Origin of the sequence: Algoriphagus winogradskyi, from assembly GCF_900182815.1 — a bacterium.
In the GTDB taxonomy this organism is placed as follows: domain Bacteria; phylum Bacteroidota; class Bacteroidia; order Cytophagales; family Cyclobacteriaceae; genus Algoriphagus; species Algoriphagus winogradskyi.
In genome coordinates, this window is the sequence record NZ_FXUA01000001.1 from 848468 (window position 1) to 862284 (window position 13817).

The 13817-nt window shown below is 41.4% G+C and carries 12 protein-coding genes; 6 read left to right on the forward strand and 6 right to left on the reverse strand.

Features of this window, described 5'->3' with window-relative positions:
* Positions 1–74 precede the first annotated feature (74 nt).
* Both QOL76_RS03610 and QOL76_RS03615 read left to right on the forward strand, forming a co-directional pair.
* On the forward strand, positions 75–707 hold the full coding sequence (locus QOL76_RS03610) for an ABC transporter ATP-binding protein (protein ID WP_283411659.1): 633 nt from the start codon (positions 75–77) through the stop codon (positions 705–707).
* The gene (locus tag QOL76_RS03615; RefSeq protein WP_283411660.1) at positions 700–1761 is read left to right on the forward strand and encodes a hypothetical protein; all 1062 of its coding nucleotides are present in this window, start codon (positions 700–702) and stop codon (positions 1759–1761) included. The genes QOL76_RS03610 and QOL76_RS03615 overlap by 8 nt, the downstream gene beginning before the upstream one ends.
* A 2-nt stretch (positions 1762–1763) precedes the next feature.
* On the opposite strand, the gene QOL76_RS03620 is transcribed toward QOL76_RS03615, so the two are convergent.
* On the reverse strand, positions 1764–3167 hold the full coding sequence (locus QOL76_RS03620; RefSeq protein ID WP_283411661.1) for a sugar porter family MFS transporter: 1404 nt from the start codon (positions 3165–3167) through the stop codon (positions 1764–1766).
* A gap of 191 nt (positions 3168–3358) precedes the next feature.
* On the opposite strand from QOL76_RS03620, the gene QOL76_RS03625 reads away from it, so the two are divergent.
* The gene (locus tag QOL76_RS03625) at positions 3359–4354 is read left to right on the forward strand and encodes a PDDEXK nuclease domain-containing protein (protein ID WP_283411662.1); all 996 of its coding nucleotides are present in this window, start codon (positions 3359–3361) and stop codon (positions 4352–4354) included.
* A 38-nt stretch (positions 4355–4392) separates the two neighbouring features.
* Here QOL76_RS03625 and QOL76_RS03630 read toward each other — a convergent pair whose 3' ends face one another.
* Positions 4393–5190, reverse strand: a complete 798-nt coding sequence (locus QOL76_RS03630; protein ID WP_283411663.1) for a phytanoyl-CoA dioxygenase family protein — start codon at positions 5188–5190, stop codon at positions 4393–4395.
* Positions 5191–5476: 286 nt separating this feature from the next.
* Between QOL76_RS03630 and QOL76_RS03635 the strand changes: the two genes are divergently transcribed.
* On the forward strand, positions 5477–5794 hold the full coding sequence (locus QOL76_RS03635; protein ID WP_283411664.1) for a GIY-YIG nuclease family protein: 318 nt from the start codon (positions 5477–5479) through the stop codon (positions 5792–5794).
* Between the two features lie 283 nt (positions 5795–6077).
* On the opposite strand, the gene QOL76_RS03640 is transcribed toward QOL76_RS03635, so the two are convergent.
* The 4 genes from QOL76_RS03640 to QOL76_RS03655 form a co-directional block, all read right to left on the reverse strand.
* Positions 6078–7766: a sulfatase family protein gene (locus tag QOL76_RS03640; RefSeq protein WP_283411665.1), complete on the reverse strand. Its 1689-nt coding sequence runs from the start codon at positions 7764–7766 to the stop codon at positions 6078–6080.
* Between the two features lie 312 nt (positions 7767–8078).
* On the reverse strand, positions 8079–8579 hold the full coding sequence (gene msrA / locus QOL76_RS03645) for a peptide-methionine (S)-S-oxide reductase MsrA (protein ID WP_283411666.1): 501 nt from the start codon (positions 8577–8579) through the stop codon (positions 8079–8081).
* A gap of 32 nt (positions 8580–8611) precedes the next feature.
* On the reverse strand, positions 8612–8929 hold the full coding sequence (locus tag QOL76_RS03650; protein ID WP_283411667.1) for a low molecular weight protein tyrosine phosphatase family protein: 318 nt from the start codon (positions 8927–8929) through the stop codon (positions 8612–8614).
* Between the two features lie 242 nt (positions 8930–9171).
* On the reverse strand, positions 9172–10800 hold the full coding sequence (locus QOL76_RS03655) for a sulfatase family protein (protein WP_283411668.1): 1629 nt from the start codon (positions 10798–10800) through the stop codon (positions 9172–9174).
* Between the two features lie 335 nt (positions 10801–11135).
* On the opposite strand from QOL76_RS03655, the gene QOL76_RS03660 reads away from it, so the two are divergent.
* Together QOL76_RS03660 and QOL76_RS03665 are read left to right on the forward strand one after the other, a co-directional pair.
* A complete protein-coding gene (locus QOL76_RS03660) occupies positions 11136–12734 on the forward strand; it encodes a sodium:solute symporter family transporter (RefSeq protein ID WP_283411669.1) in 1599 nt (532 codons plus the stop codon).
* 7 nt (positions 12735–12741) lie between these two features.
* Positions 12742–13815 (forward strand): Gfo/Idh/MocA family protein, encoded by a 1074-nt coding sequence (locus QOL76_RS03665; RefSeq protein ID WP_283411670.1) that lies wholly within the window; start codon positions 12742–12744, stop codon positions 13813–13815.
* Positions 13816–13817 lie beyond the last annotated feature (2 nt).

Genomic DNA, 13817 nt, shown 5'->3' on the forward strand with positions numbered 1-13817 from the left:
AAGTCCAGCTTCCGGAGAAGCAGGACAACTGCGTCCTTTGCGTGAACTTTGCGAACCTCTGCGGTTAAAACTTTATGCTAGAAATACAGCACTTCAAAAAAACTTACCCCACCGGCTTTCAGATGGAGATTGATTCACTCCACTTGGCTAAAGGCATACATTTAATCAAAGGTGAAAATGGCTCAGGGAAATCTACTTTGCTTAAGGCTGTTGTCGGGATTCATGACTTTGAAGGGGAAATTAAGTTGGATGGGATTTCACTGAAGAAAGAACCTATCTCCTTTCGCAAGCTGGTCAATTACTCTGAAGCAGAACCCCTTTTCCCGGATTTTCTAAGTATGGATGAACTGATCGCCTTTGCTGCAGAAACCAAAGGAGCGGATCAATCTCAAATACCGGTTTTAAAGGAGATTTTGGGCATAGGTGACTTTTCCAAGAATCCCATAGCTACCTATTCCTCGGGAATGTTGAAAAAGACAGGATTGATCTTAGCTTTTCTGGGCAAGCCAAGCTTGATCATTCTTGATGAACCCTATACGACGATCGACGTGGGAACACAGCAACGATTAACTGAGCTGATCCATCGTGAACTGGAAGGCGGAGTGAGTTTTCTACTAACTTCCCATATCGCGGATTTCGAAGAGTTTTTCGCCTATGATTCTGTCCTGACTATCGCTGATGGCAACCTGATCCAAAGTCATGAATGAGCTATTTTTCAAGACTTTTGTAATCACTTTCTACCGGGCTTTTCTGGGATTTTTCATATTGGTCATCTTGGTTTTTGGTGTCTTTATGGAAATGAAGCAACACCTCATGATTGCCGAGCGACTGCTTCATGATTTTATAGGTTTTTATACTATCCTGCTGATTTTCCTGGGCTATTCTTTGGCTCAAAAAAGATTTCAGATTCGACTCCTGAATGACAAGCATTATAGAATCTTTCATCAGCTAGGCTTTTTCACCTGGCACCAACTTGGCCGAAACTTCCTGCCTGTTTGGCTGGCAAATCATGCCCTAATTTTAGTCTATTCGGTTTTGCTGACTTATGTAGGAATTGGGATTAATGCTGGTGGAAAGCTTGGGATACTTTGGCTATTTCTCATTGGTATTTTCTTGGCTGATATCACTCTCCTTTATTTCAAACTCAAAAAACCTTTCCCCGAAAGCACCCGAGTTAGACCAGCCATTTTTAGAAATCTAAGCTTCGAATTTTGGTTTTTGATGCATTTGAGGGAAAATAGAACGCTCTTAATTCTGGCTGTGAAAATCATCAGCATCTTCCTGCTGAATGGGTTTTTCTACTTCTATTTTGGTGGTGGTTACGACCTGCGATGGCTGGAGTTTGGGCTACTCTGCGCGGCCTATGTTCACTTTCCAATTTGGCTGGAGAAAGATGGATTTGAATCAGCGCAACTAAGCTATTTCCGTAATATGCCATTGAGTTTTTCTAGAAAGATCTGGCAACATTCAGTTCCTATTTTACTCATTCTTTTCCCAGAACTTGCCTTGCTGGTCTTTAAGTTTGGTACCCTCGAAAACATTCCAGATCTAGTCTTTTTGCTTATCCTCTTGATCGCTATCAATATGGGGATCTATGGTCTTATCAAATTGAGAAATGAGCAGGAGAAAGCCTTAAAACTTGGCTATTTGGTTTTCTTTTTCCTATTCCTGCTTGTGATATTCGGGATTCATCCGCTGATTATTTCTGCGGTTTGCTTGATTCCTTTTTTGGTTTCAGTGAGGGCTAGGTACTCGGTCTGAGTTTACCCCACCAATTCCTTTTCTATCTCTTCCAAGGACTTGCCCTTTGTCTCGGGCAGCACAAAGTAAATCACGAGGAACCCAAAAGCACAGATTCCTCCATAGAGCCAGAAGTTATTTGCCCATCCTAGATTCTCACGGATAGCGGGAAAGAAATAGGTCAGGGTGAAGTTCCCAACCCAGTGCGCAAGCGCTCCTATAGAAATCGCTGCTCCCCGGATTCGTGTAGGAAAAATCTCCGAAAGAACTACCCATAGCAAGGGTGCCAAGGTGAAGGAATAAAACATCACATTGGTCAATACAGCAAATACTACCGCATTTCCACCAAGATCTATGTAGAAAAAGTAGCCGATCAGACCATACAATATCGCCATCGCAGATGTACCGATCAGCAAGAGTTTCTTTCTGCCAAATCTATCCACTGTAAAAATGGTGATGAACACCGATAGCACCATCACCCCACCAATCACCACGATATTCAGCATCATCTGTTTGAGATTATATCCCGCTGCTTGGAAAATATCCGCAGCGTAATAGATCACCACATTGATTCCGCTCCACTGCTGTAGAAAAGCTAGAAAAATACCTATTCCCAATAGCTTCATAATTCGCTTTTGAAACAATTCCTTCAGATTCACCTGCCCAAAATCACCTTCCTTCAAGGTGGTTTTCACCTCAGCGATAGTGTCTTCGGCATAGGCATTCCCACCGATTCTTTGGAGAATGGTACGCGCCCGACCTTCTTCCTTATTTTTGACCAACCAAGGCACGGACTCAGGCACAAAAAACATCAACACAAAAAACAAGAACGCTGGAATAGCCTCAGCAGCAAACATCCATCTCCAGCCATTTTGCCCAGACCAACTGGCCGCGATCATCTCGAAAGTAGCATCATCAGCCAATTGGGTATCCGCAAGAGAAATCTGCCAGTTGATTATCTGAGCAAGCAAAACTCCGATCATAATCAGGAGCTGATTAATTGTGACCATTTTGCCGCGTTTCTCTGGAGGCGAAAGCTCTGCGATGTAAAGCGGTGAGAGGTTTAGCGCTACTCCCATCGCGACACCACCAATGATTCTATAGAAATTGAATTCCCAGAAAGTACCAGCCAAGGCAGTTCCTATAGCCGATATGGAAAACAATAAACCAGAAGCGATCAGTAATCTTTTCCTCCCAAACTTATCCGAAATCAAGATGCAAATCCCCGCTCCGATCATGCAGCCAATGAGTGCCGAGCTTGTTCCCCAACCCTGATCGCCCACCGAAGTAATATTGAAAAAAGGCTCGTAAAAAGGCTTGGCCCCACCTATCACCACCCAATCGTAGCCAAACAAAAACCCTCCCAAAGCAGCAGTAAGGCTAATCAGCCAAATATAAGTTTGGTTGTAAGTATAGGTAGGCTTCATGGGATCAGGTTAGGTTTTGGGAAAAAGCATAAAATCGAAGCCATAAAATAGGGCTTTTTGGGATTTCAGCAATCCTGTGGTTAACCTATAGGAATGTATCCATTAGTTTACTATTTCAGAAATAGGATAAAGCTTAGACTCAAAATAAAGATTAGCATTTATATTAGTATATCATTCGTTATGAAGACACTATGAAGCAAATCTCTAAATCGTTTGTAGAGAATATCAGGCAAATCATTTCTCAGGCGCAAGCAAATGCGGTTCGTGCAGTAAATCATGAACGGGTATTAATGTATTGGGAAATCGGAAGACATATCGTAGAAGAAGAGCAAAACGGAAAAGAACGTGCAGATTATGGGACTTTTCTCTTAAAAAACCTGGCTGAACTACTGGAAAAGGACTTTGGAAGCGGTTTCTCAGTTCGGCAATTAGAACTTTGTCGGCAGTTTTTCAACACCTTCTCAATTACGAACACACTGCGTTCGCAATTGAATTGGTCTCAGTACAAACTTCTGCTCCGTATTCAAGATGAAGACAAAAGAACCTACTATATAGAAGAAACCTGCAACAACAATTGGAGTGCAAGACAATTGGAAAGACAGATTAACAGTCAGTTATACGAACGTCTTTTGCTCAGTAACGAGAAAGAGAAAGTACTTGCCGTAGCAAAAAAAGAAGCTCAACCTGAAAGCCCAAGAGAAATAATTAAAGATCCGATGGTGCTGGAATTTTTAGGATTAAAACCACAAGCTTCATACTATGAAAAAGATCTGGAAAATGCCCTAATCTCCAATATGCAAACCTTTTTATTGGAGCTAGGTAATGGCTTTTCATTTGTAGCCAGACAAAAAAGAATTCAATTGGAAGATGATCCCTATTTCATTGATTTGGTTTTCTACAATCGACTGTTGCGGTGTTTTGTTTTGATAGAAATAAAAACACACAAGCTGACACATCAGGATTTAGGACAACTGCAGATGTACGTCAATTACTACGATCGAACTGAAAAGCAGGCAGATGAAAATCCTACGATCGGCATTATACTCTGCGCTGATAAAAACAATACCATGGTGGAATATGCCCTACCCAAACACAACACCAATATCCTAGCAAGCAAATACCAATTATACCTCCCTAAGAAAGAGGAACTAGAGAAAGAATTCGAAAAAATCATACAAGACAGTTAAGTAATCCTTTACTTACATGCTATCATAAAAAAGTTATCTTATCCAGCCACAGGATTCAATTCCGTATCGATCACCTCGCCGATCTTCGCTCCCGGGCACCAGGTATTCCAGTCATTGATCTGATTAGTATTTTCAGGATTCTTGAGTTTGGCGGTTGCGTCCATATAGATCACTGTCATTACTTTTCGCATTTGATCCGTCTGATTCGCTCCGGCACGATGGAAAACCCATCCTGAGTGAAAGCTCACCTCTCCCAAATCGAATGCTTCGATCACATGCTCGAAGTTATTGATACGAAGATTCTGTTTGATTTTCAGTTCTGAGTCATCCCCTATTTCCAAGTCTCTACCAAAAACAATCTGCTGGCTTCCGGCAGAAAACTCCAGCGGCCCCATTTCCAGCGGAGTTGCTTGAAGAGGAATCCAGGCTGTTATCGTATTATCGGAATCTATCGGCCAGTAATACTGATCGGCATGCCAAGGAGTAATTCCTCCACCCGCCTCTTTAAATAAGGCCTGATCGTGGTATATCCGAACTTGCTCACAGCCCATCAGATCCGCGGCGATTTGTGCTAGTCGTTTGCTTAGGACCAGCTTTTTCACTTCCTCAGATTCGGTCCACAAATTAAAAATCTGTAAGAATGCCTTGCTGTAAGTATCACGCTCCTCCATCGGTTTATCCTGCGTGTTTTTTCGCTGAACTTCTGCTGAAATCACTTCATTAAAATGAGCGACTTCCTCAGGACTGAGTACCTGCTTCAGTTTGATAAAGTTATTTTCTTGGTAAAAAGCTTTGGCCTCAGGAGAGATTGGATAGGGTTGATCGAGGTTATTCATGGGTTTGGGTTAGTTGCTTTTAAATTAGGAAGCTCAAATGGGTAATAAAATAGATTTTAATAAAAAGTGGTTTTTACCGCAAATCGTGTTAGTCCGAGCGGTGTCGAGGACATTAATGTTACATAAATTAAAAGGGGCTTCGACTTCGCTCAGCATGACAACACCTTCGCTCAGCCTGACAACTACAGAAAGATTAATTGTAATTTAATACAACTTAGATATCCACATTCGGCACTGGTAATTGGTATATTGTTATTACAAAACTCATTTTTTCAATTGAAATTGTATGAAAATATACTTCGTCTACATACTGAAATGCTCCGACAATACTTTCTATACAGGAGTTACAAATAATTTGGAGAGGAGATTGGCTGAACATTCTGAAGGCATAGATCCCTTTTGCTATACTGCAAAAAGACGGCCTTTGGAGTTAGTGTTTGTTCAGGAATTTCAAGAAATCAAAGAGGCTATTTCTTTTGAAAAACAAATTAAAGGATGGAGCAAAAAGAAAAAACTCGCAATGATTAATGAAGAATGGGATAAATTGAAAGAATTATCAGCGTGCAAGAATGAGACTTCTCATAAAAATTTAAAGGAGAATTAATATATGGCATGCTGATGAAAATTGACGAGGGCTTCGACTTCGCTCAGCCTGACATACGACTTCGCTACCAATGACGGATTATGTTTTTAACCGTAAATCGTGTCAGTCCGAGCGAAGTCGAGGACAATAACTTCATTTACTTTAAAAGAGGCTTCGACTGCGCTCAGCCTGACACCGACTTCGCTTAGCCTGACAATTGCGCACACCGCGTTAACCTCCGCGACCTTTGCGGTTTAAAAATAAGCCCCAATTCTCATCGGGGCTTCATATTAGGTTTGTTGAGTTATTTCTTCCTCTCCTCAAAAATCTTATCGATCAACTCGGTGTTTTTACCTCCGTTATACGAGTTATTCTCCTGAATGTAGTCAAGGTATTTCTCTATATATTCCTGACTTAGCTCTGAGCTATCACCATATTTTTCTCTCATATCATCCAACTGCTTATGCAAATCTGCTCTTATCTCTGCATAAGCTGGATCATCATAGACATTGGTCAACTCCATAGGGTCTTTCTTACGATCGATCAATTCCCATTCGTCATTATCAAAGTAGTAGTGAACCAGTTTATACTCCTTGGTAATGATCGCATAGTGACGCTTCACCATATGCACCGATGGATATTCGTAATAGTGGTAGTAAACCGCATCACGGGTCCACTTATCTGTTTCCCCAGTAAGCAAAGGCAACAAACTCTCTCCCTGCATATCAGATGGAGCTTCTATTCCAGCAGCTGCTAAGAATGTCTGTGCAAAATCCAGGTTCTGTACCATCTCATCTGATTTGGTTCCTCCTTCTACTTTGCCTGGCCAAGCCATCAATAAAGGTGTTTTGAAAGACTCATTGTACACAAAACGCTTGTCAAACCATCCATGCTCACCTAGGTAAAAACCCTGATCAGAGGTGTAAACTATGATCGTATTTTCCATCAAATCATTTGCTTCCAAATAATCCAATACCCGACCCACATTTTCATCCACAGCTTTGATCGTGCCTAGGTAATCCTGCATGTAGCGCTGATATCTCCACTTCATTTTATCCTCTTCCGTCATGGTTGGGTAGGCTTTTTTGAAGTCTTCATTCACTTTCATATACGCCTTGTCCCAGTTGGCACGCTGAGTTTCATTCATTCTGCCTACTTCTCTATCAAAAGCTCCCTTGTCCCAACCGGATGTTCCTTCTATGCCCAATTCGTCCATCACTTCCGGGTAAACTTTTGAGTCCCCAGACCAGTGCATATCTGTCAGAAGATTCATCTCAGCCTCGTGCGCAGCTCTACCTCTGCCTGAGTAATCATCGAAAAGTGTCGCCGGTTCTTTGAAAGTTCTGTTGGTGAATTCCTCTACATGTCTTTCAGCCGGAAGCCATTCGCGATGTGGCGCCTTGTGCAGGTACATCAACATAAAAGGCTGATCGGCCTTGCGCTCATTTTGCAACCAATCCAAGGTCATATCTGTGATAATATCCGTCACATAGCCTTCAACTTTGATGTTTCCCTCATTTTTGGTGATAAAATCAGGATTGTAATAAGCACCCTGACCTGGCAAAATCTTGAATTGATCAAAGCCTTTTGGACTGTTTCCGAAGTGAAGCTTTCCAAACATGGCAGTCTGATATCCTGCATCCTGAAGGATCTGCGGGAAAGTCACATTTGTGGTATCAAAGGGAAAATGATTATCCACTTTTCCATTGATGTGCGAGTGTTTTCCAGTCAAAATGGTCGCTCTAGAAGGCGCACAGATAGAATTTGTCACAGATGCATTAGTGAAAAGCATCCCCATTTTCGCTATGCGATCAATGTTCGGAGTTTCTATCAAAGTATTGTCGTAAGCAGAAATTGCTTGATACGCATGATCATCCGACATGATAAAAATGATATTTGGCCTCTCCGCAGTTTTTTCAGCCTCTTGGGTTTTACATGCAAAAGCAAGTATAGCCAAGGAGCCGAGGAAAAAAGATTTTAAACTATGCTTCATTTTAAGGTGGTTTTTTGAGTATTAATATTTGTGTTTAAAGATGTCAGTTGCAGCACTTTCATTGGTTTGCCGGATGCCGGATGTCGGATGACCGGTACGGCCTCAACAATTGATCTGACCTCTTCTTTTATTGCTTGAATTTTCATGTTGGCAGACAGGCTAAGAGACAAAAGCAACATAAGAAATACTTAACTTTTAACTTTAGACATCAGCCTACTTACGTCTCCCGTCTTCGGTCTTCGGTCTTCGGTCTTCGGTCTTCCGTCTTCGTTCACCTTACATCGGACACCCTACATCGGTCATCCGTCCTCCTCATCCCTCAATAAAACTCTCCTCAAATCTCAAGAAGTGACAAGTATATCCATTCGGGTTTTTTACCAAGTAATCCTGATGATAGTCTTCTGCTGGCCAAAAAGGAGTAAAAGGCTCCAAGGTGGTCACTACGTTATCAGGCCATTTGCCGGATGCATTGACTAAGTCAATCATTTCCTGAGCTTCCGCTTTTTCTTCCTCATTTTGGTAAAAAATCGCTGATCTATAGCTCGAGCCCATGTCATTTCCCTGCTGATCCACCGTCGTAGGATTGTGCATTCTGAAGAAGTAATCCAAAATTTCTTTAAAGGACGTTTGGCTTGGGTCATAGGTCAGTTCTATGCCTTCGGCATGACCTGGATGGTTTTTGTAGGTGGGGTTTTCATTTTCACCACCTTGGTAACCAACTTCTGTATCTACGATTCCCGGACGTGTTCTGAAGAGATCTTCCATCCCCCAAAAACAACCGCCTGCGATGTATGCTTTTTTAGTATTGCTCATTTTGTTTTGGTTTAGCGTTAATGCGTTTTCATTTACAAATACTGATCAACAGAAACTCTAATCATATCAATTAGTTCATTATCCATAAACTGATAATCATCTTCAATATCCAGAATCACTAAAGTTTTATCTTCTATCTCATCTCTAAAATTTTGAAACAATCTTTGTTTATGCTTCTTCTCCATAACAAAAATTATGTCCGCCCACGAAATAGACTTTGCAGAAACTTTAATCCTTGCAGAGGGCTCAGTTCCAGCTGATCTGAAATTGTGATCTTGCCTATTTTTATAAATCGCTTCTGCAGTTGGACTTCTCCAAATATTTCTACTGCAAACGAATAGTATGTTCATCTTTCATCGCTTAGATAAATTCAAATTGTGTTGGATTATCAATTCTGAAAATTAATATTCTCGATTGTCAAATATCATTTTCAAAGTAAATAATTGAACTGTTGAACTACTTCATTTCCTTACCTGCTCTACTAATTTTGACCACCTGTAGTTGTTGACAAAAGTATCATAGGATTTGGCAGATGCTAAGTTTAAGGCTACTTCGGTCTCCCGTCTTCTGTCTCCCGTCTTCTGTCTGGTAATTACTTTCCATTCCTCCTATTATAAACTTCCATATATTCATCCAGGAAACGCTTATCATTCGCATCGCTGTCTCCATACTTTTCGCGAACCTCCTCAAATTTCTTGTGCATCATTTCCCTCACCTCAGCATACTCAGGATTATCGTAGACATTATTCATTTCACTAGGGTCTTTTTCCAGATCGTAAAGTTCCCACTCATCGATGTCATAATAGAAGTGAATCAGCTTGTATCTATCGGTGGCGACGCCATTATGACGCTTCACGCTATGCTCAGCAGGATATTCATAATAAGTATAATAAACTGCATCTCTCCACTCTTTACTTTCTCCGCTGACTAGCTTTCTGAAAGACTCGCCCTGCATTTCTTTAGGAGCTTCAATACCTGCATAATCAAGGAATGTAGGCGCAAAATCAAGATTCTGAACCAAGTTTTTGATGGTAGTTCCTGGCTTGATTTCTTTTGGATACTTTACCAAAAGCGGAGTACGGAAAGACTCTTCGTACATAAAACGCTTGTCAAACCAGCCATGCTCTCCCAAGTAAAAACCCTGATCGGAAGTATATACTACGATGGTGTTTTCCGCCAGTCCATTTGCTTCCAAATAGTCCAAAACCTCTCCTACTCCATCATCCACGGATTTGATTGTACGCAGGTAATTTTTGATGTAGCGATTGTATTTCCAGATCGCGATCTCACGTTTCTTCTCCATGCTCAAGGTCTTCTCGTCCAGTTGTCCGTAAGCCTTCAGGAAAGCCGCATTCTTTGGATCAAAAGCTTCTCTCCAAGCCTTCAATTGCTCAGGATTGAATCGCTTTAAATCTCCTGCCAAACCAGTACTATCACCGTTAGGATTTACTTCCAACATCAAATCACGTCCCCAACGCATGATCTCATCAATCTCCATTTCCTGCTCACGAGCTGCTGTTCCTCTTCCCTGATAGTTTGTCTCTTCATCAAAGAAATTAGCCGGAGGAGTGAATTCCTTGTCATCATACAATGTCAAGTACTCTGGCGCTGGCTTCCAATTTCTGTGAGGAGCCTTTTGGTGATAAAGCATTACAAAAGGCTTTTCCTTATCTCGTCCATTTTCCAACCAGTCCAAAGCCAAATCGGTAGTAATATCTGTGACGTAGCCTTCTATTCGCTTTTTCTCCCCATTGATTAAAAAGTCGGGATTGTAATAGTGACCCTGTCCAGGCAAAACCATAGAATAATCAAAACCCTGAGGCTGTCCGTCCAAGTGGATCTTACCAATTAGTGCTGTAGTGTAGCCATTGGCCTGCATCAGTTTCGGGAAATTATCCTGATCCCAATTGAATGGCTGGATATTATCCACTTTACCATTCATGAAACTATGCTTTCCTGTGAGCAGAACAGCCCTAGATGGTGCGCAGATGGAATTTGTTACTGTAGCTCTGGTGAAAATCGCTCCTTCTTTTGCTATTCGATCTATGTTTGGCGTCTCATTCAACCCTCCACCATAGGCACTAATGGCCTGATAAGCGTGATCATCAGCCATGATAAAGATAATATTGGGCTTTTGGGGTTGCTTTTGCTCCTCCTTAGCGTTGCAGCTAAATGCAAAAGCCGCAACTAAAAAAAGAAAATAGAGTTTTGACTCAGACATAGTGTATTTTTTTATTGAAGTTCGAATTTATAGTTATTTGATCAAATCATGCAGTTTAGAAGAAAATCTATCAAAATTCCATGGCTTGTACTGTATTAAGTGCTGGAATTCAAAACAGAAATTAAGCACTCAATAAATCTACATCGCTTCGATAGAACAAACATTCCATTGTTAATGCGGTGGTAATATCATCGGAAAATTAACCTAATACTATTAGTGAACAAAAAATTAAGAGATAAACTAGGGCTCTAGCACTAATTTAATTATGTTAGTAGCGATTTACCAATAAAGGCAATTGTTTATGCCCCATATTTGGTATTCAACAACCCGATGTAATGACCTCAATAAGCGCATTAGACTTACTAATAATAATTGTTTACCTGCTGGCAATAGTTGTCATTGGCCTATGGTTTTCTTCCAAAAAGAGGAAAACTAGTAAAGGCTATTTTCTTGCGGGGAAATCTTTGACCTGGTCTGTAATCGGCGCCTCACTTTTTGCCTCTAATATTTCTACCGTTCATTTGGTAGGTTTAGCAGAATCAGGATTTATAGACGGCATAGTTTGGGGGAACTTCGAATGGTTCTCAGCATTTGAACTGCTCATACTCGCTTTTGTATTTATACCATTCTATCTAAGAACGAAAATCACCACGCTTCCTGAGTTTTTGGAAAAGCGATACGATCAGCGTTCCCGTATCATTCTTGCAATATTCAGCATACTGGCGGCTCTATTTATGCATATTGGTGTCAGCTTCTATGCAGGGGCGGTAGTTTTCGAGCAAATATTCGGAATTAACATCCTCAGCTCCATTGTAATTATTGCCCTTGCAACCGGGATATATACCATTATCGGTGGGCTTACTTCAGTCGTAGTCACCGAAACTATTCAGACAGTGATCCTGATTTTAGGTTCGCTAACGGTGACTTTACTTGCAATTTTTGCACTTCCAGATGTAGGAATTACTAGCTATGCGGAATTAAAAAATGCTGTTTCAGCCGACCGTCTCCATGCAGTAGCTTTTGATTCGGAAGCGAAAGGCTTCACTTTTCTGGATATGCTTTTCGGGCATTTGATTTTGGGTATATGGTATTGGTGTACAGATCAGACGATCGTACAGCGTGTCCTTGGAGCCAAATCAGAAAATCAGGCAAAACTCGGAGCCATTTTCGCGGGCTTCCTAAAAATCTTGCCTGTCTTTATCATGGTAATTCCGGGGATTCTTGCCTTTGCTTTATTCAAGGATGAAATAGGTAGTGACACTAAATCTGTGCTCCCGATTATGATTATGAACTTGATGCCTATCGGGCTAAAAGGATTGATGGTGGCAGCTTTACTTGCAGCTGTGATGAGTTCTGTGGCAGCGGCATTGAATAGCTGCTCCACGCTTTTAGTATATGATGTTTTTGGAAGAATCAACCCAAATCTATCGGATAGCATGAAGATCAGAATTGGACGAATTTCGGCAATAGTGGTTTTAGTGCTGGCTGTGGCGTGGTCTCCATTCTTAGGCAACCTTGGCGCCATTTTCGAACTCATCAATCAGATGTTTTCCATCTTCGCTCCATCTATAGTTGCGGTTTTCTTATTTGGAATTTTGTCTAAAAAAGGGACTTCAACTGCTGCTTTTGTCACCTTACTTGGTGGGAGTTTATTTGCCGGAGTGATTTTCATGATAGAAAAGTATATTCCGGTCGGAGGAGTAGATAATTACATTTCCAGCAGCGAGGGACTTGGTATCAATTGGCTTAGGCAAACCTATATTTTCTTTCTGATCTCCAGTTTGATTTACTGGGCCACTTCATTTACTGATAAACAAGCGAGTTCCGTTAACGGAGATTTCTATCTCAGCATAGAATCGTCCTCTACCAAAACAAAAGTGTTGAGTGCCCTCCTTGTAGCCATAATGCTAACCATTTACATGATTTTCTATTAAAGCAAATATGAATTTAAATCAGTCTCCTATACTTCCTCAGAACCCTCGCCCTATTGCAATTATAGGTGCAGGTGGGATAGTGACAAATGCTCACTTACCTGCTTATACCTTGGCTGGATGGAAGGTCATGGGAGTTTATGATTTGGATAAAGCGAAAAGTGAGAATGCAAAAGCTGAGTTTCCAATTGTATCTCAGACATTTTCCGATTTATCGGAATTGATTAAAGCCGCCACTGAGCAAAAGGCGATAATCGACCTTGCCGTCCCAGCAGATCAGATTATCCAGATTCTTGAGCAGTTGCCTAATGGCACGGCAGTGTTGATCCAAAAGCCAATGGGCGAAACACTGGCTGAAGCATCTGAAATCCATGAGCTTTGTCTCAAAAAGAAGCTGATCGCAGCAGTGAATTTCCAATTGAAGTTTGCTCCCTATATGCTAGCTGCCAAGGATATGATTAAGCAGGGATTACTTGGGGAAATATATGACCTGGAACTGAAAGTCTGCGTTTTTACCCCTTGGCATCTTTGGGGATTTCTGAAAGAAAAGCCTCGTATGGAAGTGCTCTACCACAGCGTTCACTACTTGGATTTGATTCGCTCATTTATGGGAAATCCCTCGCGGGTACATGCCAGCACCATCCGTCATCCCAAAATGACAGAATTGGCAGATACACGAAGCTCCATCATTTTGGATTACGATGAATTCACCCAAGCCAGAATTCTAACAAATCATGGACATGAGTTTGGTCTAAAAAACCAAGAATCCTACTTCAAAATAGAAGGAACAAAAGGCGCAATCAAAATAACAATTGGGCTATCTCTGGACTATCCCAAAGGTCAGGCTCCAAAGATGGAGTACTGTCTGTTAGATGATCCTAAAGGCTGGCAGGAAATTCCGCTGAAGGGTGGCTGGTTTCCTCATGCATTCATCGGCTCGATGGCGGCCTTGCAGGTAACCTGCGAAAATCCTGGAACTCATTTACCAAACAGTACAGCAGACGCTCTTCAGACCATGAAACTCGTCGAAACAGTTTACAAAGCATCCGAATCAGGTGGTACACCATTCGGTAAAATAAGTTGATC